The sequence below is a fragment of the Hyphomicrobium sp. genome (genome assembly GCF_051860585.1).
Lineage (GTDB): Bacteria > Pseudomonadota > Alphaproteobacteria > Rhizobiales > Hyphomicrobiaceae > Hyphomicrobium_C.
In genome coordinates, this window is record NZ_JBHYDS010000007.1 from 74,345 (window position 1) to 97,828 (window position 23,484).

At 64.0% G+C, this 23,484-nt stretch carries 27 protein-coding genes; 10 read left to right on the top strand and 17 right to left on the bottom strand.

Annotated elements, in window-relative coordinates; genetic code table 11:
• Positions 1–113 precede the first annotated feature (113 nt).
• Together ACTIFK_RS12495 and ACTIFK_RS12500 are read right to left on the bottom strand one after the other, a co-directional pair.
• Positions 114–608: a DUF2165 family protein gene (locus ACTIFK_RS12495; RefSeq protein ID WP_439543403.1), complete on the bottom strand. Its 495-nt coding sequence runs from the start codon at positions 606–608 to the stop codon at positions 114–116.
• A gap of 100 nt (positions 609–708) precedes the next feature.
• Positions 709–1,131, bottom strand: a complete 423-nt coding sequence (locus ACTIFK_RS12500) for a nuclear transport factor 2 family protein (protein ID WP_439543404.1) — start codon at positions 1,129–1,131, stop codon at positions 709–711.
• A 145-nt stretch (positions 1,132–1,276) separates the two neighbouring features.
• On the opposite strand from ACTIFK_RS12500, the gene ACTIFK_RS12505 reads away from it, so the two are divergent.
• A complete protein-coding gene (locus ACTIFK_RS12505) occupies positions 1,277–1,483 on the top strand; it encodes a hypothetical protein (RefSeq protein ID WP_439543405.1) in 207 nt (68 codons plus the stop codon).
• Positions 1,484–1,496: 13 nt separating this feature from the next.
• On the opposite strand, the gene ACTIFK_RS12510 is transcribed toward ACTIFK_RS12505, so the two are convergent.
• The 4 genes from ACTIFK_RS12510 to ACTIFK_RS12525 form a co-directional block, all read right to left on the bottom strand.
• Positions 1,497–1,991, bottom strand: a complete 495-nt coding sequence (locus ACTIFK_RS12510; RefSeq protein ID WP_439543406.1) for an SRPBCC family protein — start codon at positions 1,989–1,991, stop codon at positions 1,497–1,499.
• A gap of 187 nt (positions 1,992–2,178) precedes the next feature.
• Entirely contained in the window at positions 2,179–4,434 is a 2,256-nt protein-coding gene (locus ACTIFK_RS12515; protein WP_439543407.1) for a M10 family metallopeptidase C-terminal domain-containing protein, read from the bottom strand.
• Positions 4,435–4,667: 233 nt separating this feature from the next.
• Positions 4,668–4,826, bottom strand: coding sequence for a hypothetical protein (locus ACTIFK_RS12520; protein WP_439543408.1), 159 nt, complete (start codon positions 4,824–4,826; stop codon positions 4,668–4,670).
• A gap of 168 nt (positions 4,827–4,994) precedes the next feature.
• The gene (locus ACTIFK_RS12525) at positions 4,995–5,282 is read right to left on the bottom strand and encodes a PepSY domain-containing protein (protein ID WP_439543566.1); all 288 of its coding nucleotides are present in this window, start codon (positions 5,280–5,282) and stop codon (positions 4,995–4,997) included.
• 339 nt (positions 5,283–5,621) lie between these two features.
• Between ACTIFK_RS12525 and ACTIFK_RS12530 the strand changes: the two genes are divergently transcribed.
• The 3 genes from ACTIFK_RS12530 to ACTIFK_RS12540 all read left to right on the top strand — a co-directional run bounded on the left by ACTIFK_RS12530 (position 5,622) and on the right by ACTIFK_RS12540 (position 7,638).
• The gene (locus ACTIFK_RS12530; RefSeq protein WP_439543409.1) at positions 5,622–5,894 is read left to right on the top strand and encodes a hypothetical protein; all 273 of its coding nucleotides are present in this window, start codon (positions 5,622–5,624) and stop codon (positions 5,892–5,894) included.
• Between the two features lie 132 nt (positions 5,895–6,026).
• Complete coding sequence (locus ACTIFK_RS12535; RefSeq protein ID WP_439543410.1) at positions 6,027–7,424, top strand: DUF2778 domain-containing protein; 1,398 nt, start codon at positions 6,027–6,029, stop codon at positions 7,422–7,424.
• 91 nt (positions 7,425–7,515) lie between these two features.
• The gene (locus ACTIFK_RS12540) at positions 7,516–7,638 is read left to right on the top strand and encodes a hypothetical protein (RefSeq protein WP_439543411.1); all 123 of its coding nucleotides are present in this window, start codon (positions 7,516–7,518) and stop codon (positions 7,636–7,638) included.
• A gap of 8 nt (positions 7,639–7,646) precedes the next feature.
• Here the strand turns inward: ACTIFK_RS12540 and ACTIFK_RS12545 are convergent, their stop codons facing one another.
• From ACTIFK_RS12545 to ACTIFK_RS12555, 3 genes are all read right to left on the bottom strand, one after another.
• Positions 7,647–8,075 carry a hypothetical protein gene (locus tag ACTIFK_RS12545; protein WP_439543412.1) on the bottom strand — a complete coding sequence of 143 codons (429 nt, stop codon included), beginning with the start codon at positions 8,073–8,075 and terminating at the stop codon, positions 7,647–7,649.
• Between the two features lie 87 nt (positions 8,076–8,162).
• On the bottom strand, positions 8,163–9,359 hold the full coding sequence (locus tag ACTIFK_RS12550) for an extensin family protein (protein WP_439543413.1): 1,197 nt from the start codon (positions 9,357–9,359) through the stop codon (positions 8,163–8,165).
• Positions 9,360–9,622: 263 nt separating this feature from the next.
• Positions 9,623–10,093: a hypothetical protein gene (locus tag ACTIFK_RS12555; RefSeq protein ID WP_439543414.1), complete on the bottom strand. Its 471-nt coding sequence runs from the start codon at positions 10,091–10,093 to the stop codon at positions 9,623–9,625.
• A gap of 296 nt (positions 10,094–10,389) precedes the next feature.
• Here ACTIFK_RS12555 and ACTIFK_RS12560 point away from each other — a divergent pair, with 296 nt between their 5' ends.
• From ACTIFK_RS12560 to ACTIFK_RS12570, 3 genes are all read left to right on the top strand, one after another.
• Positions 10,390–10,668 carry a GcrA family cell cycle regulator gene (locus ACTIFK_RS12560; RefSeq protein WP_439543415.1) on the top strand — a complete coding sequence of 93 codons (279 nt, stop codon included), beginning with the start codon at positions 10,390–10,392 and terminating at the stop codon, positions 10,666–10,668.
• Positions 10,669–10,842: 174 nt separating this feature from the next.
• Positions 10,843–12,870, top strand: a complete 2,028-nt coding sequence (locus tag ACTIFK_RS12565) for a DEAD/DEAH box helicase (RefSeq protein ID WP_439543416.1) — start codon at positions 10,843–10,845, stop codon at positions 12,868–12,870.
• A gap of 184 nt (positions 12,871–13,054) precedes the next feature.
• On the top strand, positions 13,055–13,294 hold the full coding sequence (locus tag ACTIFK_RS12570; RefSeq protein ID WP_439543417.1) for a DUF2188 domain-containing protein: 240 nt from the start codon (positions 13,055–13,057) through the stop codon (positions 13,292–13,294).
• Between the two features lie 235 nt (positions 13,295–13,529).
• Here ACTIFK_RS12570 and ACTIFK_RS12575 read toward each other — a convergent pair whose 3' ends face one another.
• The 5 genes from ACTIFK_RS12575 to ACTIFK_RS12595 all read right to left on the bottom strand — a co-directional run bounded on the left by ACTIFK_RS12575 (position 13,530) and on the right by ACTIFK_RS12595 (position 18,078).
• Complete coding sequence (locus tag ACTIFK_RS12575; RefSeq protein WP_439543418.1) at positions 13,530–14,459, bottom strand: SGNH/GDSL hydrolase family protein; 930 nt, start codon at positions 14,457–14,459, stop codon at positions 13,530–13,532.
• Positions 14,375–15,526, bottom strand: a complete 1,152-nt coding sequence (locus ACTIFK_RS12580; RefSeq protein ID WP_439543419.1) for an OpgC family protein — start codon at positions 15,524–15,526, stop codon at positions 14,375–14,377. Before ACTIFK_RS12580 ends, ACTIFK_RS12575 begins: the two co-directional genes overlap by 85 nt.
• A gap of 329 nt (positions 15,527–15,855) precedes the next feature.
• On the bottom strand, positions 15,856–16,668 hold the full coding sequence (locus ACTIFK_RS12585) for an aminoglycoside phosphotransferase family protein (protein ID WP_439543567.1): 813 nt from the start codon (positions 16,666–16,668) through the stop codon (positions 15,856–15,858).
• Positions 16,669–16,767: 99 nt separating this feature from the next.
• A complete protein-coding gene (locus ACTIFK_RS12590) occupies positions 16,768–17,076 on the bottom strand; it encodes a hypothetical protein (RefSeq protein WP_439543420.1) in 309 nt (102 codons plus the stop codon).
• Between the two features lie 135 nt (positions 17,077–17,211).
• The gene (locus ACTIFK_RS12595) at positions 17,212–18,078 is read right to left on the bottom strand and encodes a hypothetical protein (RefSeq protein WP_439543421.1); all 867 of its coding nucleotides are present in this window, start codon (positions 18,076–18,078) and stop codon (positions 17,212–17,214) included.
• Positions 18,079–18,553: 475 nt separating this feature from the next.
• Between ACTIFK_RS12595 and ACTIFK_RS12600 the strand changes: the two genes are divergently transcribed.
• Entirely contained in the window at positions 18,554–18,769 is a 216-nt protein-coding gene (locus ACTIFK_RS12600; RefSeq protein ID WP_439543422.1) for a cold-shock protein, read from the top strand.
• A gap of 49 nt (positions 18,770–18,818) precedes the next feature.
• Here the strand turns inward: ACTIFK_RS12600 and ACTIFK_RS12605 are convergent, their stop codons facing one another.
• On the bottom strand, positions 18,819–19,451 hold the full coding sequence (locus tag ACTIFK_RS12605; RefSeq protein ID WP_439543423.1) for a class I SAM-dependent DNA methyltransferase: 633 nt from the start codon (positions 19,449–19,451) through the stop codon (positions 18,819–18,821).
• Between the two features lie 377 nt (positions 19,452–19,828).
• Here ACTIFK_RS12605 and ACTIFK_RS12610 point away from each other — a divergent pair, with 377 nt between their 5' ends.
• Both ACTIFK_RS12610 and ACTIFK_RS12615 read left to right on the top strand, forming a co-directional pair.
• Positions 19,829–21,604: a DEAD/DEAH box helicase gene (locus tag ACTIFK_RS12610; protein ID WP_439543424.1), complete on the top strand. Its 1,776-nt coding sequence runs from the start codon at positions 19,829–19,831 to the stop codon at positions 21,602–21,604.
• Positions 21,605–21,743: 139 nt separating this feature from the next.
• Positions 21,744–21,962: a hypothetical protein gene (locus ACTIFK_RS12615; RefSeq protein ID WP_439543425.1), complete on the top strand. Its 219-nt coding sequence runs from the start codon at positions 21,744–21,746 to the stop codon at positions 21,960–21,962.
• Positions 21,963–22,046: 84 nt separating this feature from the next.
• Here ACTIFK_RS12615 and ACTIFK_RS12620 read toward each other — a convergent pair whose 3' ends face one another.
• Positions 22,047–23,093, bottom strand: coding sequence for a fatty acid desaturase (locus ACTIFK_RS12620; RefSeq protein WP_439543426.1), 1,047 nt, complete (start codon positions 23,091–23,093; stop codon positions 22,047–22,049).
• Between the two features lie 226 nt (positions 23,094–23,319).
• Positions 23,320–23,484, bottom strand: a 165-nt coding sequence (locus tag ACTIFK_RS12625) for a pyridoxine 5'-phosphate oxidase C-terminal domain-containing protein (protein ID WP_439543568.1), incomplete at its 5' end; no start/stop codon positions are given.

Genomic DNA, 23,484 nt, shown 5'->3' on the forward strand with positions numbered 1-23,484 from the left:
GCCTACTGCCTCACTGCCTACTGCCTCACTGCCTACTGCCTCACTGCCTACTGCCTCACTGCCTACTGCCTCACTGCCTACTGCCTCACTGCCTGCTGCCTGCTGCCTGCTGCCTACTCCCGCTCCTCATCCCGCAGCACAACGAAGATCAGCACCAGCGCGAAGCACGCGGCGAAGCGGAAGGCGGCCGCCTGCGCGTTCCACGTCTGCGACTGCCACATCTTGAACCACTCGCCACCGACGACGAGGAAGCCGAGAAAATAGAGCAGGAAGCCGCACACGAGCCCGGCGACGGCCAGATCCTTGCCCGCGTGGAAGCGAGCGGCCGATGCCGCCCTCAGCCCGAACAGCCGCCACGCGCCGGCAAGGCAAAGCGCGCCCGTCACGAGCTCGGCTGCAATGATCAGCCAGTAGGCCGCATGATGCAGCCACGGCGCGGTGATCGCCCGCCAGCGCAGCGCCGAATCCGCAAACGTCGTGTCCATCGAGAGCACGTGCTCGACGAACACGAGATTGGTGCCGTAATCGAGCAGGTTGTCGATGCCGACCAGCAGCGCAAAGACGCCAGCCGAAGCGGCAAGCAGAACCTTGGACAGTCGGATGATCATGTGAGCCCCCTTCGTCATCGCCAGCGTGTCACGTGCATTGCCGCCTTACGTCTTCGACGCCCACTTTGCTGCCGGCTGCCGGTTGCCTGCTGCCCGCGCCTCAGTCCGGCTCGGCGCTGCCGACCAACCGCATGAACGCCTTGACGCGCTCGGCGTCGTGGTACTCCTCGATCCGCGACAGCCGCTCGCCCGCCACCGTCACCACCAGCCGGAAGCGCCCGGTCAGCATCTCCTGCGTCACCCGATGGCGGTACATGAACTCGACCTGGCCGTGCACGACATCGCCCAGCACGTGCACCCCCAGCGGCCGGTACAGCACATACTCGAACGCCTGATGCATCTGCGCGATCCGCTCGCGAAAGGCCGCCTTGCCCTGCGTCTCACCCGCGAACGTCACCACCGCCTCGTCGAGGTAGAGCGCATACACGATGTCGTCGGTCAGCATCTCCATGAACGCATCGAGATGCCCGGCCGCATAGACCAGCATCGCCGTGTTGGCGACCGCGCCGACCCTGTTCTCCATCGAACGTCCCGCCCCCGTGCCACCCGCAGGCACTCCGTCAACGCATTAATACGGACGGCACGGAATGCAACAGGAAAGCGGCCGCGACTGGCCCGATGCTTCCCGCGGCGAATTGCACTAAGGTACGAAGACGGAGGACGAGCCCATGACCAACACCCACGAAAAGCAGGTGACCCGCATGGCTCAAGGCAAGGGTTACACCTTGGAGAAGGTCGGCAAAGGACCGCATCACGGCCGCTTCGCCCTTGTCAACAAGGCCCAGGGTTCGCGCGCGAACTCCGGCATCGCGGGAGCCGAGTTTTCCTTCACGCTCGAGGAAGCGGAAGCGTGGCTCGCCAAAGTCGGCAAATAGATTTGCGCCCGCGTCACTCGGATATGTCAGGCTCAACCAGCAGGGCGAGCTGCATCAACGATTGCTGCCAGCCGAGATAGCACTGCTCGACCGGGATGACGGCGGGAATGCCGGACTGTTCGATATCGATCTCCGTGCCGCAAGATACGGCCTTGAGCTTGACCGTCACATGCATCACGCCCGGCAAATTCGGATCGTCGAATGTATCGGTGTAGCGGATCAGCTCGTTTGGAACGAGTTCGAGATACTCGCCGCCGAAGGAATGGGAATTTCCCGTCGTGAAGTTCGTGAACGACATTTTGAACGTGCCGCCGGCCTTCGCGTCCATGTGCTCGACGTGGCAGGTGAAGCCATGGGGCGGCAGCCATTTCGCCAACCCGTCGGCGTTAAGGAAGGCGCGGTAGACCTTCTCGGGCTTGGTCGCGAAAACACGGTGCAGGCGCACGGTATTGTTGGCGTTATGAGGCGGTGTGGCAGGTTTCGATTTCGTTTTCGTAGGGCCGGACATGGGCTCGCTCCTTCGATTGTCTCACATGCGGCGGATCCTGACGACGGACGTAACACCCGCCAGGATACCCGCTGTATGAGTAAGACGGTCGACGGGACCAGGATCCGACATGCGCGAAGCTATATTGCGGCGCGATCTCCGCGACTACCCGACTACGCTCGGCGGTTTGTGGGATGCCGGACGTGGTTCACAGGAAAAAATGCGCCGCATTCAGGTTCGCGACATTCTGCAGGAAGACGGTGAAGTCCGCATACGTATCGCCGTTAACGTCCGCGCTCAGCACGCCGTTGGAGAAACTGAGCTGGCCGGCAATGCCCGTGAAGTTCGTGTCACCGATATACTTGAAGGCCTGGTTCCCCGCCGTCTTGCTGCTCGCATCCAGGAGCTTGAGATCGATCAAGTCGGCGCTGACATCGAAATCCGTGATCGTATCGGAGAAGACGGTGTTGCTTTCGTTGAGCGCGCCGAAGCGAAACACATCCGCGCCTGAGCCGCCCGTGAGCACATCAGCCCCTGCGCCGCCGATCAGGATGTCGTCTCCGCCGCCGCCATTGAGGGTGTCGGCCCCGGCGTTTCCTGTCAGGGTGTCGTTGCCGGCCCCGCCCGTGATGGCATTGTCGAGAGCGTTACCGGTGCCTTTGAAGGCCACAAGTCCGGTGAACGTGAGATTTTCGACATTGGCGCCGAGGGTGTAGGTTTTGAGCGATGTCAGCACGGTATCGGTGCCGGCATTCGCGAGCTCCGTAACCTTGTCGCCGGACACATCGACGACATAGCTGTCGTCACCCGCCCCGCCGAACATCTTGTCGATGCCCGCGCCGCCATCGAGGAGGTCGTTGCCCGCATTGCCGTGCAGCACGTCGTTACCGGCCAATCCCCGCAGCGTATCGTTCTGCCCGCCACCAATCATCGTGTTGGCGACGGCATTGCCCGTGCCGTCAAACGCGCCGACTCCGATGTACGTCAAATTCTCGCACCCGGTTCCGAGCGTGAAGCTGCCGAGATCCGCCTGCACGGTGTCCGTGCCGCCCTTGACCGCTTCGGTCACAATGTCGGAAACATGGTCGACGACATAGACGTCATTTCCCAGCCCGCCCTGCATCACATCTGCGCCCGATCCGCCGTTGAGCAGGTCGTTGCCCTTGCCCCCGATGAGGAGGTCGGCACCCGCCAAGCCAAAGAGCTGATTGCTCGTGCCTCCGGTTATGGTGTTGTCACCGGCATTGCCGTAGCCGGTGAAAGACCCTTTTCCAGTGTAGGTCAGGGTCTCGACGTTATCGGCAAGCGTGTAGGTCGCGAGCGACGCCAGCACCGTGTCCGAGCCGCCGTTCGCCGCTTCCGTGACCACGTCTCCGGCGTCATCGGCCATATAAGTATCGTTACCGGAGCCACCGACGAGCGTGTCTGCACCTGTGCCGCCGTCAAGCGTGTCGTTGTCGGCGCCGCCATACAGCGTGTCGGCGCCCGCTCCGCCGATCAGCGTGTCATTGCCGGCCAGCCCCGACAGCACGTTGCCGATGGCGTTTCCTTTGAGGATATCGTTCTGCGCGGTGCCGATGGCGTTCTCGATCCATGCAGTGAATGCGATGGAAATGTTCGAGGTCATCATGTCCGAATTGGAGAACGCCCCCGGGTTGAGATCGATGACACACGCATAGTTGGAGCCCGACAGATTGATCGTGTCGGTGCCGGCGCTGTCGAAGATGCACAGGACAGGGTGCAGGTTCTGGCTGAAATCGAAGACGATGTTGCCCGCGGTGGAGCCGTAACCATACGTCGTGTCGCCCGCCCGCGTCGTGGTTTCGACGCCGTACATGCTCTGCACGGCCATGATGTCGTACAGCATCGGCGTTTGCGCGAAGTATCGCTTGCCGTCGCTCGCGACCCAGTCGGCGCCTGTCTTCTCGGCGCCGAAATACGACATGATCGTATACTGGTGAGAGTCCTGCTGGAAGAGAGCGTTCTTCTCGTAGGTCGGTGCGCCGCCGTTGTACTTGCCGGGGTGGTTGAGACCGAGCGCATGGCCGATCTCATGAACGAACGTTTGAAATCCGTACTCGCCGATCACGGGATCGACGACATTGTTGGTCCCGGAGTTGGCGCCATAATTTGAATTGAACCACACCGATCCCGCGATATTGGATTGCCCGGGGAAGTAGGCATGCGCGTACTGGATATTGGTTGTGGTATTGGCGAGTTTGATATTGGCGGCGCTGCCGGCGGCCAGGGCGAAATTCGGCGCAACGAGGCTATCCCACATCTCCAACGCCGAAGTCGCGGCCACCTGCTGGGAGGCGTTCAGCTGAGAAAATCCTGCCGCTTCACCGCCAGCGAAGCCGCTGGCATTGGTTGGGAAGCTATAGGTGAGCGAGCCGCCCGACCAATGAAACCCAGAGTCGAGTTGGGCCAAGACCTTCTCGTTACTCCAAACCGATTTCGCCATATCCGCCCCCATCGTCCGCAACGAGAAGATACGGGTCCCGGCTTAAAATGCCGGCTGGCAATTCATTCAAATTGTTTGGATCTAAATTCAGGACAACATTTCATTGCTCATTAAGCGTAGCGCATCCATCGACCGTGACAGCAAGTTGAAGGACAGGCCGACGCTGATACGCGTCACGTCGTGCGACACGTCCCGCGCCGGTGTGTCCGGCGTCCGCCGCGATCACTGATCGCTCAGGCCTCGCGGTTCGTAACCGCGAGCACTGCGACCGCGACAACGACACCGATGATGCCGTGCACAAGCGTGCCGGGCAGCAGAAAGCGATCGACCAGGAACACCGTAAGCACGCCGGCGGCGAGACCGGCCAGCAGTTTTCCGACTTGAAACCCCATCACACGCCTCCTCTCGGGACGCCCGCAAGGTTACTCCGGACGGCGCATCCGAAAATCAGATGGTACACGAGTGGCCCGGCCCCCGCAGTTCCCCGCGACGCACACAATACGAAAACCCCCAGCCGTTAAGCCGGGGGTCTTACGAAAACCGATCCGATGGAGGGAGCGTCAGTCCTTGCCTTCCACTTCTTCCTTCACGATCGAGCCGTCGACCGGATTGAAGTAGACCTCGACCTCCTTGCCGTCCTTGTTCTTTCCGTAGATCTCGTAGCAGTTGCCCGAGACCTTGAAGACGTCGTGCGTATAGCCCATGTCAGCGATCTTCTGTTTCATCGCCACTTCGGGCATCCACGTGTCCTTCGCGGCAGCTGGACAATCGGCATCGGCGAAGGCCGCGCTCGAAGCCAGCGCCATCGCAAGGCCGGCCGCGAATGATCCCAGCGCTGTTCTCAGCATCATTGTTTGATCTCCCTGGTTGACCCTGAAGTGAAGTCGGCTCCCAATTGAAACGATCGTCGGGAGTTGGTTTTCAACGCGTCGGAGGTGCGCCCCGTTCCACCTCTGCACGGCCGTCCGCCCACCAACGAGCACGACACGCGTGGTTAACGCATCTGCGGCCGGGTGGCGCACCGAAACACGGTTAACGCGGTAAATGCCCGTCAATCGGGCCATCAACCTAACCATAAGGTTGCAGCCGCGCGCCGGCGTTCACGGTTAGCAGCGGATGCTCTGGCGTAGCGGGCCAGAACCTGGGAGGGTCCCGTCAAAGCCCACCCCTCAGACGCGAGATCGATCATGAGTGCTATCACCGGATGGCGCATCCAAGTGCGTCCCCAATTCTGCGATTCCGACCTCACCACGTCGGAGTTCATCAACGTGCGCATTGCCGATCGCGAGGAAGCCCTCGCGGCCGTGCGCAGCCGCGAAGATGCCGAGCCCGGCGAGAAGGTCTACGCCGTGCGTCCGCTGCTGCGCGACGAGAGCGGCCAGACCGAAGGCCGCGTCATCCCGTTTTCCGACTACCTCAGCCGGCCCCGCGCCAAAATGCTCGTCCACAAACAAGGATAGGCGCGCAAACGAAGCCATACTCTCACCCCGAGTCGGGCCATAGAATGGGCACATGGCCACGGAACAGTGGCCCTGTAGCTTGAGTCTGGCCCAAAACTCCGGCGAGGGCATCGATTGCACCGAATGACGCCCATGAGCAGAACGCGCTCGGCAGCGACGGCCGCCCTGGCCGTTTGCGCGCTGGCGTTTTCGTATGCGAGCGTCGCCCAGGACATGGCCGCGCCCGATCCTGGCGCGCCCGAGTTCGCGCCCGATTTAATGAGACCCGCGCTCGCCCATCCCGCCGTGAGTGCCGAAACCGCGCGCCTCCGGCCTGCCGAAGCGCCGCCAGCGCCACCGCCCCCGGCGGAGAGACCCGACGCCTCGGCAGAGAGGCCCGACACCGCGGCGAAGTCGCCCGCTGTGGAAGCGCTCGCACCTGCAGGAGAAGCCCCAACCACCGTAGCACCTGCCGCAGAGAACGCCGCCGCGGACTCCCCAGCCTCCGCCGACGACATCGCCGACATCTTCTCCAAGCTCGGCGACCAGATCTACGAGGACTGCATCTTCGATCTCTCGGAAGAGCAGATCGAGATCCAGGCCGCGCTCATCCGCGCCTATATGGACCAGGGCGCCCAGAGCGCCGTCGCCCGCCGGCTCGCCGCGATCCAGATCCAGGCCCCCAAGCTGTCGGCAAAATGCGAGCAGATGCGCCGCGAACCGCCGCCCCCGCCGGTCGACTGGACCACCACCACGGATGCCCAGGAACCGCCTCCGGAGGCGCCTGCTCCGAAGTCTGCAAAGCCTCCGAAGCCGGTCATTGCGGCCGCGCCAAAGATCCCCGTGCCGGAGCTTCCGCCGCCAGCTATTGCGCTGGCCGGCAAGCAGGGCCTGCCGCAGTGGGATTGCGCGGACGGCGTCGATTACGTCACGATCAAGATGAACGGCTATCCGCGCAAACTGACCGGCGGCGAGATCTGCAGTCCCTTCGAGGATGTCGCGCGCGAGGTTCCGGCCTCGGCCGGGACCTTCAAGCTTGGCTACACAATCAGCACCGGGCGGATGTTCGTCATCTCGGACAATCCCGCAATCAATGGGCAAACCATCTCGTGGGGTCTTTCGGGACGCGACATCTGCCGCAACAATCCCGATCCTGATTGCTTCGCGGCCCGTGCCGTGGGTCCGCTCCCGCCGGGCGAATATTCTTTCGCGGCCGAAAAGCAATACCGCGTCACCTGGGGCCCCAAGACCAAGCGCCACGTCGCCGCGATCTACCTGAAGACGCTCTCCAACAAGGAGCGCTTCAGCCCGGCCCACATCGCCGCCATCAAAAAGCGCGGCAACATCGCGATCCACGTCCGGCTCAAGGGCGAGATGTCGGAAGCCTGCATCGGCCTCGAGCCGAAGGGCTGGGCTTATGTCGCGTCGCTGATCAAGGACGGCCGCGCCACGGCACTGACCGTTTACATCGACGAACCCCACCCGCAGATCGCCGAGGCGCCGCCGGTGATCGTGGCCTCCTCGTTCTCGCTGACGTCCCTGTTCAAGTGATTTCGGCCGCTTGACAGAGGCTCAATCAGCAGCGCTTTGAATTTCCGCGCCAATCGGTCTACAAGGCCCGCTCAACCGAGGAGAGCGACCGATGCCGAACATGTCCGACCAGAAGCGCAAGCGCATTCAGGCCAAGCAGCGCAAGGCGACCAACGCCGAAAAGCGTGAAGCCAAGATCGCGAAGCGCGAGCGCAATAAGAAGGCCGCGAACTAAAACCCGCCTCAGCGGGACGCCATCAGCAGCACGCCGAAGTTGCGGCCGAACACATCGGCCGCCGACCGGCCCTGCGGACGCGCCGAAGCCACCGACGGCTGGCGCGCCCGGCGACCGCGCTTCTCACCCCTGACGTCTGCCACTTCGGCCAGATCCATCTGGGCCGCAAGCACGTGCAACGGAAGCGGGGGTGCGTCCGGGACGAACGTCGCCAAGCTTGCCGTCTCGAGTTCACGCTCGACGATGGAGGCGACCTCGATCTGCCTCTGCTCGGCTCGCGACGGCGCCGAGTTGGCCCATTGCGTGAGGTGCGGCGAAGCCGACGCGACGGCTTGCTCGGCGAGCATCCCGGCAAGCTGGACGACGATCCCAACCAGCCCGGCGACGAACGCGGCGTAAGCGACGCAGTGATCGAATTTTGTGAAACGCGCGTGCACAAGCGGGCTCCTTGCCTGGGTCGGGAACGCGCTGAGGGGGTTGTCCGTTCCGTGCCGCGACGTAACGACGGTACGACGGTACGACGGCTATTCACAGTAGCCGCGGCTGCGGCGCGGGATCAGGTCGAGATGGAAGTGGTTCCGATGAGGGTCATTCGCCTCCGGACCCAAAACCGTGCCGAACGGACCGCAAGCCCCGTTATGAATGGCGCGCAGGAACAACGCCTCCTTGGTGGGCTTGGCCGGCTCGGCCTCTTTAGCAGATCCGCCGTCCGAAGGAGCAAGCGTTTTCGAGGATCCGGCCGTCGACGGCGTGAGCGAAGCGCGCGTGACGTTTTTTCCGGCCTTGTCGGCCAATTCCGCTTTGGCCGAGAGCGCCGCCGCTTTGGCGGAGACGGGCGTCTTGCCCTCGCGGGTATCCGCACCTTTTGAAACGGCAAGTTTCGGATCGGCTGTCTGGACGTCTTTTCCGCCGGCCTTCGCCCGCTCCGCCTTGGCCTTCGCGGCTGAGGCCGCCTTTGCTTTGGCGAGCGCTTTGATATCCCGCCCCGTCAGGCCCCAGCCCTTGAGCACACCGACAACGCGCCCATTCGCGAGTCCGAAGCCGCCGATATCGATCGCATTGGCCAGCGCATGCTGGCTCAGGCGCGCATTGGGCAGATTGTAAATGTTGCGGCACGAATAGCCGGATGCGCCAACGATACGCACCACCTGGCTGCTGAACCGCTGCTTGGCCTCGGGCTGCAGCGAGGACTTCGCCCACGCACCCAGCGCCGCCACCATGCGGCAATTCACCTGGACCGGAGGATCGAACACGATCTTCGGATCCGAGCCGAGGCTCTTGAGCCGGATCGGCGCCGGCAGCCCGCAAGTCCCCTTCTTGACGGGCTCCATCCATTCGATGTCCGCGGAGGTACTCGACAGCACATGCATGCACTGCTCCCGGGCGCGCGCGATGTCCTCGGCCGGCCACTCATCCTTGATCGGCGGGGCCGTCTCTGAGCCGGTTGCCCCCTGCTCGGTCGAAGCGGCGACCGCCGGACGAGGGCTGCCGGCGACCGGCGCGGCCGCAACAGATGGCGTTTGGGCCGGCTGCGGTGAATTGGGAAAAGGAGCGGTTGCCGGAGGGCGCGGGATCGCCTCGCGGGTCGGCGCGGGGGCATTCAGCGATCCGGAGGGCAAACGGGCAAGCGGCGGCAGCGCGAACGACAACAGGAGCCCCGTCATCATCACGTAGGACATGCCGGCCGAAAGGGCCGGAATGGGTTCTTCTCTTCGTATCACGGCCGATCCGTCGCCATACCGAAAAGAGCGCCGCACCGAGGCAGCCAACCGAGCCATTATAAGGCAGGGGGTCTAAAGAACCCTTAGAACAGTCGAAAAAGTCCTAGATATGTCGCGGCAGGGCACGGGATGCCGGAGAACAGGACCGGGAAAACACAAGGGTCTTCAAGACTTCGATGGACGAAAACTTGGCGTAAACCATAAATCTCAAGTCAAAAGGAAAGGCACCTGCGTAAGAACCCCACGCAGGTGCAGGCGCAAGCTCAGCTGCGCGCGACAGCATACTTCTTCGCGTACTTCTGCTTCACGTAGCGATTTTTGGCCGTCCGCCTGTCGTAAGAAGCCTTGATCGGGCTTGGAGACGCAGCTTTCGCGAGCTGTTTCTTGCCGGCCTGGGCCTTGGCGAACTTCTTCTTGCCGCTGGCGTTCGTGGCGAAGGTTTTCTTCGCGCTCAACTTCTTGGCGGCATGCCGTTTTTGAGCATGCAGCGGGGTCTTGGAAGCGACCTTCGACTTCTTGATTTCGCCGGCGGCGGCAAGTGCGCCGAGGCAGCCTTGCGAAAGTCGCGGCCCCACCGCGCGCATGCATTGCCTCACCCCTTGGCTACCGGGTGAGTGCATGCTGCAGTGGGCGAAATAGTCGTCACGGCACGCCATTTTCACGGCATGACTGACGGCGTACGCATGATTGGCTGAGAACGCGATCACAAAGACAGCAAATATTGTCGCTCTCATGTCTGTCTCCCTCGATGCACTAGTAGTTCTACAGATTCTCAATGCGACGCCCAAGCTATAAGTACGAAATCTATCAAATAACTTCGCCGCCAAGTATAGCGGAAGCAATATCCTCAGTTAACGGCTCAGCGCGGTCGTGCGCCGCGATCTCGCTTCAATTGCAGCGTTTTGAACGGAATTCATCCGCATGCGTTGAGACGTCTACGGACGCTATAAATTTTATGCGAATGCGGCCAAGCGATTGCGTGATTAAGCGCCGCACGTGGAAAGCAGCCGTTTCGTGCTAAGGTGTGCCTATGAGCGAAATCAAAAGCGCGCCGACGCCCATTCGGCCAGAAGACGACCTCTACATTCCGCCGAACGAGCGCAAGACAGTGGCGACGCTCTTGTCCTCCGACTGCCGCTGGCCGTTTGGCGATCCCACGCAGCACGACTTCCACTTCTGCGGAAAGCGCCAGCGCGATGGTAGCCCTTACTGCGAGTTCCACGCCCGCCGCGCGTTCCAATCGGTGCGCTCGAGAACTCCGGCCGTCAGGCCGATCGTCGGCGCGGTGGGGTTCCAGCGTCTTTCCTGACGCAGGGCCGAGCCGGGTTGCCTTAACCGATAACAAAGACTGCGCGACGCTGCCTGCTGGCGGCGGCGCGCAAAACCATATATGCACGCCCAATCACGCGCTTGCAGCCCTCTTCCACCCGCGCCCCATACTGGGAGCGGGGCGTGCCGTTCCTTTTGAAAAGCATCCAGCTCCATGACATTCCCGTCCACTCACCCCGCGCTTGCGCGCGCCATTGCGGCACGTGGCTACACCTCCGCGACGGCCGTCCAGACGGCTGTGCTGGAAGCAGACGCGGCCGGTCGCGACCTCGTCGTGTCCGCCCAGACCGGCTCCGGCAAGACCGTCGCGTTCGGGCTGGCATTTGCGCCCACCCTGCTCGGGACTGAGGAACGGCTTCCCACGGCGCGCGCCCCCATGGCGCTCGTCATCGCGCCGACGCGCGAGTTGGCCATGCAGGTCCAGCGCGAGTTGATCTGGCTCTACCGTGAAACGGGCGCCCGCGTTGTGACGTGTGTTGGCGGCATGGATGCCCGCGCCGAAGCGCGCAACCTTGCCTCAGGCGCGCACATCGTCGTCGGCACGCCCGGACGCCTGCGCGACCATCTCGAACGCCAGCGCCTCGACCTCGCCTCGCTGAAGACGATCGTGCTCGACGAAGCCGATGAGATGCTCGACCTCGGCTTCCGCGAGGATCTGGAGTTCATCCTCGAAGCCACTCCGCCAACGCGCCAGACCCTGCTGTTCTCGGCCACCATGCCGCGCGAGATCGAAAACCTCGCCCGCCGCTATCAGCGCGACGCCGTCCGCATCGCCACCACGCGCGGCAACGAGCAGCACATCGACATCGAATATCGCGCCATTCGCGTCGCGCCCTTCGACATCGAGAACGCGGTCGTCAACGTCCTGCGCTTCCATGAGGCGGCCGCGACCTTGGTGTTCTGCGCCACCCGCGAATCCGTCAAACGCATGCACGCCCGCCTCGTCGAGCGCGGCTTTGCCGCCGTCGCGCTGTCGGGCGAGCTGACCCAGAACGAACGCACGCACGCGCTCCAGGCCGTTCGCGACGGCCGCGCCCGCGTGCTCGTTGCAACCGACGTCGCCGCGCGCGGACTGGATCTGCCCGCCCTCGCGCTCGTCATCCACGCCGATCTGCCGAACGACGCCGAAACGCTGCTGCACCGCTCGGGGCGCACCGGTCGCGCCGGCAAGAAGGGCCTCTGCACGCTCATCGTTCCCTTCAACCGCCGCCGCAAGGCGGACGTCCTTCTCGCCGGCGCGAAGTTGAAGGTGACCTGGGGCACCGCCCCCACCGCCGAGGAGATCCGCGCCCGCGACCAGGAGCGCTTTCTCACCGAGAGCATCTTCACCGACGCCGTGACCCCCGACGAGACGCCCCTCGTCGAAGCCTTGAAGGCGGCTCGCAGCGTCGACGAGATCGCGCTCGCCCTCGTCCGCATTCACCGCTCGCGCCTGCCTGCGCCGGAAGACCTGGCCGAGGACCGCGGACCGCCGACACGCGACGACCGCGCTCGCCCAGCGCCGGGCCGGGACCGCTTCTCGCGTCCGGATCGCGAACGCCCGGCCGGCCGCGACCGTCCGCCCCGCGCGCGCCCTGCCGAAGGCTTCGACAGCGCCGCCCCCCGCGAGCCCCGCACGCCGCGCCCGCTGCGCGACGACGGCCGCGAGATGGTCTGGTTTACCTTGAGCATCGGCCGTGAGCGCAACGCCGACCCGCGTTGGCTGCTGCCGATCATCTGCCGCGCCGGCAACGTCACCAAATCCGAAATCGGCGCCATCCGCATCCAGGACAACGAGACCCGCTTCCAGGTCGTGGCCGAAGTCGCGGACACCTATGCCGACACGGTCCGCACCAACCGGCCGAAGGAAGGCCGCATCGCGCGCGTCGGCGCCCCCCCGGAGGCAGGCGAAAACACCGGTTCGGCCGACGCAGCTCCCCGCGCGCCGCGCCCCGCAGCGAAGGACCGCGCGCCAACCGAACGCGCGACGGAGGCCCCGCCCCGCGAACGTGACAAATCCCGCTGGCGCGACCGCGGCAACGACAAGCCGAGCCATGGGCCACGCAAAGCCGACTCAGCAAAGCCGCATAGCGCCCGGGAACACAGCCATAAACCTCGGACCCAATCCGGCGCACCGGGGAAGCCGCAGTCCAAATACTCTCACAAGAAAAAGCAGCGGCCGGCACACCAGTCAAAGGCTTGATAAGCAAATAAGCGACTAATGCTTGATGTAAGCGGCCCGTTCGATATCATGGGCCCATCGAAGCGCCCCCCACGACGGCTTCGAAAACACCAGAAGCAAGCCATCTGAATACGACTGCTCCCACGAACCGCGGAGCGAAGTGGTACCCCCGTGCCGCTTACGCAATCCCAGTCTGGAGGTCGCCATGGCCCTGTACGACGTGCACGTTACGCATCTGAACGGCGCCGGTTGGACGGTGAAGCAACCCGCTGGCGCACTCAGCCTCAGCAAAACTTACGGCCGCTTCCGGATCCGCGAGCATGCGGAAGCCTTCGGCCGCGCGCTTGCGCATCGCAATAGAGTAGCGCTCGTGGTTCACCACCCGGACGGGCACGAAGCGGTCTATTCCGAGGACGCGCTGAGCTACCCGGCGCAACTGTCCTGAAACACGGCGGAGCTGTCGAAGCGTTGCTCCGCCGCGTTGACCGGTCGGGCAATCAATCAGGAATTTAGGATTTCACCGAGACGCCAGCCCGCGGGGCTTGTTTCGGTAGGCGACTGGTCAAGCAACCGGAGGCGTAGCAGGCACGGAATTCCGCGCCCCGGCAATGCTGAGGCCCTGAGCCCCCGAAGGCCCCATGACACGGAGGCCAAGCGTCAAGCGCCCGGCCCCCAGACACTCACATATTCGCTTGAGACTTGCTGACGGCCATCTGGGCCGACGGTACCGGCTGCACTGCAGCGGGCTGAGGCTTGGTCGCAGCTGCAGGGGAGACGACCGGCGTCGTGGCGACGGGCGCGGCGGCAAACGTCGCCGCAGAGCGCAACGACTGGGCCAGCAAGTGGCCGAGGCAGTCGTACGAACGATCGTTGAGATGGAACTGGTCGGCCGACAGCAGCGTGGCCGTCGTGAACTGCGCACTGTCGATCAGATGCTGCATGATACGGAACCGCTGCACCACCGGCGCGCCGTACTGCGCCGCGACGTCGCGAATGGCCGCCATGTACAGCGGGCCATCCTTGAGCTTCTTGAAGCTCGGATAGTACTGCTGGTCGATCAGCACGACGTCCACGCCCGCGCGGCGGAACTGGTCCATGCCATTGCGCAGCTGTTCCGTGAACTTATCGAGCGGCACACCCTTGATGGCATCGTTGACGCCGGTCTGCCAGATCACGAGCTGCGGCTTGCGCGACAGCACATCCTTGTCGATCCGCGCGATCATGTGGCGCGCGAGCTGACCGCCAACGCCGGCGTTGATCACGCGCACGCCGCTCTTGGGCCAGACGGCTTGCAGCTCCTTCTCGAGGCGCGCGGGATAGCTGTGCGCCGAACTGGACGCACCCGCCCCCGACGTGCTCGACGATCCAAGCGCGACGATGGTGAGGGGCACTTCCGACCGCACCGCGGCGAGCAGCTTCGGAAGCGGTGCTTGAAGCTTGATGAGGTCCACAGGCGCAGTGCAACCGCCGGCGGCGACCGGCGGTGCGCAAAGGACGCTCACTGCGAACAGCGACAGGAACAGGCCTACCGCGTGGCGAGTGCGGTGCCCTGCGGACGCGGCCAAAGAAGCGGCCCGCGGGGAGAGGATGTGCGTCGTGACATCTGCCATGCGGTCAAACTCATGATCGCGATGCCGGCGACGTTGACCGCCCACATCGTCATTTGGTTGGAACCTAACTCTGTGAGGGCTATCCAACCAAAAAATGACAGAAGTGTGCCTAACGCGAATATTTCGAGGGACTTGCGACCGCACAACTGGACCATCTGGGCCCACTGATGCTGGAGCCAAGCCGCATTTTTAGGCACGACGGCCGCGACAACATAGGCCAGAGCAAGAACGTGGATAAAGCGCCAAGCCGAAAGGTCGTTCTTGCTGATGTTCCCGAGCAGCTCGCGCGGAATGATGCGATCGTTCGGCAGCCAGGACACCATGACCCACGGCGCCGCGACGATGAAGGCGAACACGAGATAGGCGCTCGCCGGGATCAGCATCTCGGCGCGCGGCCGGGCTTCCATGCGGCGCACCAGCACCGAGACGGCCGCACCGGTCGTGAACAAAAGTTGCCAGGCGAAGGGATTGAAGAACCAGCCGGATGGGCGATGGTGCGTCGGGAAATTCAGGCCCGTGGACGTCGACAAGAACCAGATCGCGACCGAAATGCCGAGCGCAAGCGCGACACTGCGGCGAAGCAACATGATGATCACAGGCAGCCAGAGCATCAGCACGACGTACATCGGCAGGATGTTCATCATGTTGGGCTGATAGAAGAGAGCCAAGGCCTCGGCCAGCGTGCGCACCGGATCGAGTGCAAGTTCGGCGATGGCGATATTGTTGATATAGGACGCGTTGTTGAACAGGCGCGCGGCGGAATAGAGCATCAACGCTGAGACGACGAGCACGCCGAGGTGCCAGACGTAGATCTCGCCAGCCCGTTTGCTGGCACGCTGGAACGTCGCGGCGAACCCGCCCTTCTCTGCGGTCGACCAGTACGCAAGTCCGGCCGAATAGCCGGCCAGCAGAACGAACACCTCGCTGGCGTCGGCGAAACCGAAATTCTTGAGCGTCACCATCGCCCAACTGTTGTCGGGGACGTGATCGATGAAAATGAAGATGAGCGCCAGGCCACGGAAAAAGTCGATCCGCAGGTCTCGTTCTTTTTTGAGGCTTTCACGCATGGCCGCGCAATTGTCCGGTTGCTGAAACTGCTGAATGGATCTCCGTGATCCGCCTTCCGCCAGCTAAACCCATCTGTCGCATATTGGTTTCACAAGCGGCATAAGTGTCGGTTCAGTGCAACGCACCCTGAGGAGCTAAGTGGCCTGCACAGCGCTTGTTTCATGTGATTCGGAATGAAAAAGGGCGCTGCCGAGTCCTCGGGGAGTCGAGTCCTCGATTGGGCCACGTTGGACGATTGCTGATGAACCGAACCTGAACGCTCAGTCCTGATGAGCTGTCGCTCAGACCGCAGACGTCGACCAAGATGGGCAAACCAGACGGCGCGTTTCTAGCGAGCAAGCTCGGTCGCCGCCAATGTGGCAATTTGGAAATCGACGCTGGCGTCGTCTCCATCGCCGAGCAGCCAAGCCGCCGAAAGACCGCTGTACGCGAGGATCCAGCTGAGCAACCGGTCGCGCTCGAGATCCGCCCGCTCGACGACGATCTCCACACGCCGCCGGAACCGCTCCGCAAGCACAGCAACCGGCACCGAGGGATCGGCGATGTCCGGATTGCAGAACAGGTTGGCGTAGTCGAACCCTCTGTCGCCGCAGAGCCGATTGGGATCAATTGCCAGCCACCCGCGCTCGGGACCGAAGTCGAGAATATTGTCGTGATGGATATCGCCATGCAGGGCTCCGACCTCGCGCTGCCCGGCGAGCAGCCTCCGCGCGGCTTCGGCGGACTGCGCGAGCAGGCCGCCGTACGCCTCGGCGGCCGGCCATAGCGCGGCGAACCAATCGAGCAGCGGAATGAGGTCGGGCAGCGGCTTGGCGCGCGGCGCGTGAAGCTCGGCAATGACGTCGCAAATGATCTGCGTTGCCTCGTCGTCCTGGCCGGATCGCGCCATCGCGGTGAGCGACCTGCGGCCCTCGGCGCGCTCGAGCAGAAGTGCATCGCCGTCGACCTCGAGCACACGCACGGCGCCCTCGCCGTCCCACCATGTGAGCAGCACGTCGCCACCTTTGGCTTCCGGGTTGGTCACGATTCGGAGCATGGCCGCCTCGTCCGCCTGGCGCACCGGCAGCAGCCGCGCCGCCCGCGTCACGATGTCGTCGCCGTCTGCAACGAGGCTCCAGCGGGTGAGATAGGGGTCGAACAGTGTCGTCTCGATCGGAGGCGTATCGGTCATCGGTCCTCGACCAACGAACCATGGCCGGATGAGGGTTTGCGAACGGGACAAATCAAAGCGGCGAGCCGTTCACCGCAGGGGCGTGACGCGCTGGCCATCGAGCCACTTGCCGATGATCGTCCGGTCGTGGAATTCGATCGCGCCGCAGTTCTGGCACACGATCATCAAGACATTGAGCGTCGAGCTCGCGGAGCAATCCTGCGTCGCCCCGCGTTGGCAACTCAACGTATGGACGTCCAGATCGCACTGCGACCGGAAGCGGCCGCACACCGCGCAGCTCGTGAGATGCTTGCCGAACAGAAACCGGTCGACGTCGGCCTTCGTGATCTCGCGGTTTGCATCAGGCTTTGTGATCTCGCGGGTTAGTGTATCGCTCATGGCGTCACCCTCGCGTTTTGCGTTTCCTCAGATGTTATTGATATTGAAGATAGACCCGCGCCGATAGCCGGGCAAGGTTGGCAAGGCCAATTTCGCGCTGCACCATCACGGGTTTCTGTACGAAACGAACCGATGTCAGTTTGCGCCCACGCGCCGGATCTGCGGCACAGGCGTCTCGTCGGCACTCTTGAGCGCCACCGTGGCGGAGCCGGAACCGCGTCCGGCCTCGATCTGGATCTCCGCCGACTTGATGCAGATCGCCATCCGCTCCGGCTTGAAGGTCTGCTTGATCTCGAACTGCCCCGAGTCGTCCCGCACCGTCAGATTGGCCTGCGCCTGAGCCAGCTTTTCCACCTCGGCCTTGCCGCCGAGCCGCGCCAGATCCGCTTGCTTGAGCTTGTAGCTCACGGTGCCCGCCCGCACCGTCTCCCGGACGAGGAAGTATTTGCTGCCCGGCTTCGGCTTCATGGTCTCGCGGAACAGGTCGACGATTTTGTCAGCGACGCTGTCGTCGATCACCTCGCCCACCATGTCCTCGACCGTGATCTCGACCGTCATCGCCTTCTTGTAGTCGGCCGAGCCCGACGCGGTGAGACCCGGCATCACCTTCTTCAGCAGGTCGAAGGACAACCCCGCGCTCGCGTTCTGCGTATCGGCGAGCGCGTAGTTCGAGATCGCCACCTCGCGTTTGAAGGCGCCGAGCGCCTGAATGGCGGGATCGGTGGTGAAATCCTTGACGCGATAATAGGTGCCGTCTTTTTCGAGACGGTAGATCGAGCCCGCGGGATCGAAGCCGTTCGGCACCAGAGGACACTGATAGCCCTTCGGCACGCCCGGCACGAAATCGCTCGTCACCGTGTCGGCTGCGGGCTTGATCGAAGCGGTATCCATTCCGGAGATGGTCTCGCCGCAACCTGCCGCGACCGCGGCCAAGCTGCAAAGCCCCAGCACCCGCGCGCTGCGAAGGCCCAACACGCGCGCACTGCGAAGAATCGACCGCATGTTGCAGCTCCCCGTCCCCGATCGTGGCGAACGCCGAAGCGCCGCCGATCATGCGACTGGTAACAGTCCCTCCGTCAACCAACAACGGAGCGGAACGGGTCGAGATGGGCCGCTTCTGTGGACATCGCCCGCGTTAAGCATTTTGCCGCCCGCGCTGTGACGTTCGCGGCGCACTTTTCTCAGCTTTGTGAGCATTCCGGGCGGAAAAAATGCGGTCTTATGGCGGCCCGAGATGCGGGACAATCACCGTTTTGAGCCGAAGATCAGCGGGCATTTGATCCTTGCTTTCGCCACAGAGTGCCCGCATATACACGATGCCGGTGCGCTCCGAGGTGGATCGTACCCTCAAGAAGTTGAATGAGATAGCGTGCCACCGGCCGTTTGCCTTATTCCTGCATGACTGGGACCCCGAATGACGGCGCGCCGTTCGGGACTGGCAGTTCTTTGCGCGTATTTGATTGAAGGAAGACTCTCGATGGATCGCATCAACGGAACCGTAAAGTTCTTCAACACCGCCAAGGGCTTTGGTTTCATCCAGCCTGAAGATGGTTCGAAGGACGTGTTCATCCACGTTTCCGCTCTCGAGCGGGCTGGCATCAACGGCGTCTATGAGGGCGACAAGCTCTCGTTCGTGCTCGAAGATGACCGCAAGGGCCGCGGCAAGCAGGCCGGTCAGATCCAGGTCGCCTAAGCGACGGATCCAGGAAATCAGGCCCGATGGGGCACCGAAGCCGCCGGCATCAGCCGGCGGCTTTTTCTTTGCGTGTCATTCCTCGCGCTTTCGCGAGCCACACCGTGTGGCCGCCGCACGTCTGATCCTCGACGACGTGCGCGACGACATCGAAGCCGTTCTCCGACAGGAGGGCGACGTACGCGTCCGGCGCAAGACTGGCGTGATAGAGCGCCTCGCCCTCGAAGCTGCCGATTGCCTCGCCGTGCGCCGGGCCGCTGGTGAACATCAAGGCGGCGCCCTCTGCGGCATGCGCCGCGAATACGGGAAACATCCCACGCTGATCGTCGTGCGAGAGATGGAAGAAGCTGTCCCACGCGATCAGCCCATCGAAACGCCGGTCGAGCGCGAGGCTGCGCATGTCGGCGACCAGCCAGGCGTGATCGGGAAAGCGGGCTCGGCAGGCCTCGATCATCGACGGCGAAGCGTCCACGCCGGTGACCGTATGCCCCTGCTCGATCAGGTAGCGTGCGATCGGCTCACCCGAGCCGCAGCCGATGTCGAGAAGCGCGCCGCCGGGCCTGACGAGAGCGCGGAAACGGTCGATCCAGCTCTGCTCGAACAGCGCCTTGCCCCGCTCGCGATCCCACGCCTCGGCATGACGCTCATAGAGACCGACAATCTGGGACGCGGAAGGATGCATAGGCCGACTTTCCACGGCGCCGGTCGCTCCCGCAACGCTTTGCGCGCCACAGGTCACGGAAAATACGACAGAGCACAGCCCTGCGACGCTGCTGTCACCCCTGCGAGGCCCGCCTTCACCTTGACTTCGCACCCGCAACATGAGACAAGCCGCCATCGCTCGAAAAAGTCGAGCGTCTTCCGGCGCTCCAGCCGCGTGAAGGGACATGTAGAGGACCCGTTAAGGTCTAATTCGTCCCCCTGTTGAGCGCCCTGAAAACTTCCAAAACCGACAGCCCAGGCCACGCGGGGCGTCACAAGCAACGAGCCCGTGTGTGCCATTGCGATGGCGCGTGCCCGCTCAACCGCGTACGCGCGGCCAAACGGAAAGACTTCCCATTGACATCCTTTAGCGACCTTCGCCTCGCCGAGCCCCTTCTCAAGGCCCTCGACGAGAAGGGCTATACGATCCCGACGCCGATCCAGGCCAAGGCCATTCCTCCTGTAATGGAAGGCCGCGACCTCCTCGGCATCGCCCAGACCGGCACCGGCAAGACCGCCGCGTTCGCCCTTCCGATCCTCCACAGACTGGCGGCCGATCCCCGCCCCGCGCCCCGCAAGGGCTGCCGCGTGCTCGTGCTCTCGCCGACCCGCGAACTCGCTTCGCAGATTGCCGAAAGCTTCCGCGCCTACGGCCGCCACCTCGGCATCACCGTCGCTGTCGTGTTCGGCGGCGTCGCTCATCGCCCGCAGATCCAAGCCCTCGCGCGCGGCGTCGACGTCCTGGTCGCGGCTCCCGGCCGTCTTCTCGACCTGATGGATCAGCGCTGCTGCGAACTCTCCGGCACTGAGATCTTCGTCCTCGACGAAGCCGACCAGATGCTCGACCTCGGCTTCGTGAAGCCGATCCGCCGCATCGTCTCGACGCTCTCCCACCGCCGCCAGAACCTGTTCTTCTCGGCCACCATGCCGGGCGAGATCTCGGGCCTCGCCGACGAAATGCTGAACAACCCCGTGAAGGTCTCGGTGGCGCCCGTCTCCGCGACCGCCGACCGGGTGCGCCAGCGCGTCATCCACATCGAAGCCGGCAAGAAGCGCACGATCCTCGTCGAACTTCTGGCCAATCCCGAGATGACCCGCACGCTCGTCTTCACGCGCACCAAGCGCGGCGCGGACCGCGTTGCCCGTCACCTCGAAACCGCGGGCATGAAGGCGGCCGCGATCCACGGCAACAAGAGCCAGCGCCAGCGTGAAATCGCCCTCGAGGACTTCAAGCAGTCGCGCATCAATGTTCTGGTTGCGACCGACATCGCCGCTCGCGGCATCGACATCAACCTCGTCTCGCACGTCATCAACTACGAGCTGCCGGAAGTTCCGGAAGCTTACGTCCACCGCATCGGCCGCACCGCGCGCGCCGGCGCGTCGGGCATCGCGATCTCGCTGTGCGACGCCGACGAACGCGACCAGCTTCGCGCCATCGAGCGTTTGACCCGCCAGCAGATCCCGCACGAGGACCGCCGCAACGACCCGACGATCATCGCCGACCGCACCCCGGCCCATCGCAACGATGGCCAGCCGTCTGTCCCCCAGCGCCACGGACGTGGCCGCAGTGAAGGCCAAGGTCGTGGAGAAGGTCGCGACGAGCGCGGCCCACGCCGCGGCAGCGGCCAAGATCAAGCACGCCGCGGCAGCGGCCAGCATCAGGCCCGTGGCGACCGCGGACGCGGCCGCCCTGAGGGCGCAGGCGCGTCGCGCAATGAAGGCCGCGCCGAACGTCACGAAGGCGCTGGCGCTGCTCGCCAGGATCACGCCGGCGCACCCCGCCGGGAGAATGGCAACGGCGCTCCGCGCCGCGATAGCGACGCCGCGCCGCGCCGCGACCACGCGAATGCCCCGCGTTCTGGGCAATCGCGTAACGATCACCACGCGGAGCGCGGCGACCGCCGTCCGCCGCGTGCCGCCCACGCCTCGGATCGTACCCCCAGCGGCGACGGCAGCCTGCGCGATGTCGGCTTCCTGGCACGCCCGACGCGGCGTGACGGAGACGCACCGGCGAAGACGAACAACGGCCATCGCGGCGGCCCGTCGCGTGGCCACGGCGACCGGCGCGATCAGGGCGGCTACGCCCGCCCCGCGCGCCCCGGCTCTGCTGCCCGCGATCGCGACGCAGTCTAAGTCGAGCCGAGTTCGAGCCACGTGATCGCAAGCGGCCGCGCAATTTGCGCGGCCGCTCTCGCGACAATCAGAAACCGGCAGAACGCTCGGAGCGAAAGCACCCGCCTGCGTCGCCGTTGGCAATTGAGAGGAGTTCCCGATGGCACGGAAGAAACCCAACCCCAAGGCCGAATTCGTGTTCTTCAATGTCGTCTATGAAGACGGCTCGCAGACCTCGAACCGCAAGGTGCCGGGCGAAGTCCTCGGCGGCTTGGACGGCGACGAGCCGGCCCGCGAAGCCATCGAGGCGCAGGATCGCGAAATCGCCGAGCGGTCCGGCCGCCCGCGCGGCCCGATCAAATCGATCGAGCGCGCCTGAGAGCGCAAAAGAACACATCATCGACAAAAGAAAACGGCCGCTGGTGACAGCGGCCGTTTTTGCATTCGTAACGTGCGCCCCAGCTCAGGCGTAGGCCTGGACTTCGGCCAGCGGCACCATGCGCCGCTCGGTCTCGTCCCACAGCCTGAGCTTCACGCACTTGAAGCTCTCCCACAGCGTGATGCGATGCACGTTCGCGAGTTCGGGGAAATCGCGCAGCACGTGCGGCAGCCGGTAATACGGGATGCGGCTGTAGAGATGGTGGACGTGGTGCACGCCAATGTTGGCGGTCAGCCAGGGCAGGAAGCCCGGCAGATCGTAATGCGAGCTGCCATGCAGCGCAGCCTCATGAACGTTCCATTCCGGGTTCTCTTCCCAGAACGTGTCTTCGAACTGATGCTGGATGTAGAACAGCCAGACACCGATCGATGAGCCGATCGCGACGATCGGCAGCTGCACGGCCATGAACGCTTTCCAGCCCACGAGCCAGATCATGGCCCCGCCGAGCACGATCAGGCCGAGGTTGGTGCCGATCACGCTGGCCCAGCTCTTCCAGTCCGCGCCCCGCAGCATGCTGAACGGCAGGCGATGCTGCACGACGAACAGCAGCGTCGGTCCGATGCCGAACAGCACGATCGGGTTGCGGTATGCGCGGTAGAGGAGCCGGCGGAACGGCGACAGCGCCATGTATTCGCGGACCGTCAGCGTATCGATGTCGCCCACGCCACGCTCGTCGAGATTGCCGTGCGAGGCGTGATGGATGGCGTGGCTGCGTCTCCAGGCATCGTAAGGCGTGAACGTCAGGACGCCCATCGCGCGTCCGACCCAGTCATTGGTCAGCCGCTTTTTGAACAGCGCGCCGTGCCCGCAGTCATGTTGGATGAGGAACAGGCGGACAAGGAAGAAGGCCGCCGGAACGGTGATGAGCAGCGTCAGCCAGTAGCCGACCGACAGCGCAGCCCAAGCCGCCGCCCACAGGGCGACGTATGGAACGAGCGTGATGACGACTTCGAAGAAGCTGCGCGCCGGATCCGGATGTCGGTAGCGTTGCAGGATTTCGATCCAGTCGCGCGCCTTCTGAGGCTGCGCCGTGTCGGGCGCAATAGCGCCTGACGCGAGAACGTTTGCCAAGTGATCCCCCGTGGAAATTCGCGGTCGAGCGCGCCCGCCGAGGCGACTCCCCCTGGTTGCCGGGGCACACTTGCAGGACGCCATGCATTCCGCAAGTGGGTGGTCTTAAATTCCCACCGCGGCGGTACACAAATGCGTCGCATCGTGTGGGCGGCAACCGCTGTCTGCCGCACTGAGCTTCCCAATTGTCCCGCACCATCGCGGCGAATTCAAGGATCTGCCGCGCTCACGGATAAAGGCGCGATTTCGCCCATGACTCCGCGATGTTGGCGCGTCTGAAGACGATGCGGTCGTGCAGCCGGAATGGACGATCGTGCCACAATTCGATCTCGACAGGCGTCACCCGGAAGCCCGACCAGTGCGGCGGGCGGGGCACCTGACCAAGCGCATA

Coding starts and splice junctions, on each gene's coding strand:
- ACTIFK_RS12495 (WP_439543403.1), bottom strand. CDS start 608: ATGATCATCCGACTGTCCAAGGTTCTGCTTGCCGCTTCGGCTGGCGTC.
- ACTIFK_RS12500 (WP_439543404.1), bottom strand. CDS start 1,131: ATGGAGAACAGGGTCGGCGCGGTCGCCAACACGGCGATGCTGGTCTAT.
- ACTIFK_RS12505 (WP_439543405.1), top strand. CDS start 1,277: ATGACCAACACCCACGAAAAGCAGGTGACCCGCATGGCTCAAGGCAAG.
- ACTIFK_RS12510 (WP_439543406.1), bottom strand. CDS start 1,991: ATGTCCGGCCCTACGAAAACGAAATCGAAACCTGCCACACCGCCTCAT.
- ACTIFK_RS12515 (WP_439543407.1), bottom strand. CDS start 4,434: ATGGCGAAATCGGTTTGGAGTAACGAGAAGGTCTTGGCCCAACTCGAC.
- ACTIFK_RS12520 (WP_439543408.1), bottom strand. CDS start 4,826: ATGGGGTTTCAAGTCGGAAAACTGCTGGCCGGTCTCGCCGCCGGCGTG.
- ACTIFK_RS12525 (WP_439543566.1), bottom strand. CDS start 5,282: ATGCTGAGAACAGCGCTGGGATCATTCGCGGCCGGCCTTGCGATGGCG.
- ACTIFK_RS12530 (WP_439543409.1), top strand. CDS start 5,622: ATGAGTGCTATCACCGGATGGCGCATCCAAGTGCGTCCCCAATTCTGC.
- ACTIFK_RS12535 (WP_439543410.1), top strand. CDS start 6,027: ATGAGCAGAACGCGCTCGGCAGCGACGGCCGCCCTGGCCGTTTGCGCG.
- ACTIFK_RS12540 (WP_439543411.1), top strand. CDS start 7,516: ATGCCGAACATGTCCGACCAGAAGCGCAAGCGCATTCAGGCCAAGCAG.
- ACTIFK_RS12555 (WP_439543414.1), bottom strand. CDS start 10,093: ATGAGAGCGACAATATTTGCTGTCTTTGTGATCGCGTTCTCAGCCAAT.
- ACTIFK_RS12560 (WP_439543415.1), top strand. CDS start 10,390: ATGAGCGAAATCAAAAGCGCGCCGACGCCCATTCGGCCAGAAGACGAC.
- ACTIFK_RS12565 (WP_439543416.1), top strand. CDS start 10,843: ATGACATTCCCGTCCACTCACCCCGCGCTTGCGCGCGCCATTGCGGCA.
- ACTIFK_RS12570 (WP_439543417.1), top strand. CDS start 13,055: ATGGCCCTGTACGACGTGCACGTTACGCATCTGAACGGCGCCGGTTGG.
- ACTIFK_RS12575 (WP_439543418.1), bottom strand. CDS start 14,459: ATGGCAGATGTCACGACGCACATCCTCTCCCCGCGGGCCGCTTCTTTG.
- ACTIFK_RS12580 (WP_439543419.1), bottom strand. CDS start 15,526: ATGCGTGAAAGCCTCAAAAAAGAACGAGACCTGCGGATCGACTTTTTC.
- ACTIFK_RS12590 (WP_439543420.1), bottom strand. CDS start 17,076: ATGAGCGATACACTAACCCGCGAGATCACAAAGCCTGATGCAAACCGC.
- ACTIFK_RS12595 (WP_439543421.1), bottom strand. CDS start 18,078: ATGCGGTCGATTCTTCGCAGTGCGCGCGTGTTGGGCCTTCGCAGCGCG.
- ACTIFK_RS12600 (WP_439543422.1), top strand. CDS start 18,554: ATGGATCGCATCAACGGAACCGTAAAGTTCTTCAACACCGCCAAGGGC.
- ACTIFK_RS12605 (WP_439543423.1), bottom strand. CDS start 19,451: ATGCATCCTTCCGCGTCCCAGATTGTCGGTCTCTATGAGCGTCATGCC.
- ACTIFK_RS12615 (WP_439543425.1), top strand. CDS start 21,744: ATGGCACGGAAGAAACCCAACCCCAAGGCCGAATTCGTGTTCTTCAAT.